Origin of the sequence: Pseudomonas sp. HY7a-MNA-CIBAN-0227 (assembly GCF_040310325.1) — a bacterium.
Classification (GTDB): domain Bacteria; phylum Pseudomonadota; class Gammaproteobacteria; order Pseudomonadales; family Pseudomonadaceae; genus Aquipseudomonas.
In genome coordinates, this window is the sequence record NZ_JBEOPT010000312.1 from 1 (window position 1) to 244 (window position 244).

The window sequence follows — 244 nt, forward strand, 5'->3', positions numbered from 1 at the left end:
GAATACGACCCCGCCCTGATCGCCTCCGGCCAAGCCTTGAGTGATCGCCACGGCCTGCCCGCAACCCATCACCTCCAAGACGTGATGGCGGATGTAGCGATCCAGCCTGAACACACCCCCGTCGCCCTGCATGCCTGCGGCGACCTGCACGTGCGCCTGTTGCAACTGGCCAGCGCCGTCGGTTGCAAACAACTGGCCCTGGCGCCCTGCTGCTACAACCGCATCACCGCCGACAGTTATCAGG

At 65.2% G+C, this 244-nt stretch carries 1 protein-coding gene; it reads left to right on the forward strand.

Annotation, left to right across the window (positions count from 1 at the left end; genetic code table 11):
* Window positions 1–244, forward strand: a 244-nt coding sequence (locus AAEZ06_RS28065) for a methyltransferase (protein WP_350617458.1), incomplete at both ends; no start/stop codon positions are given.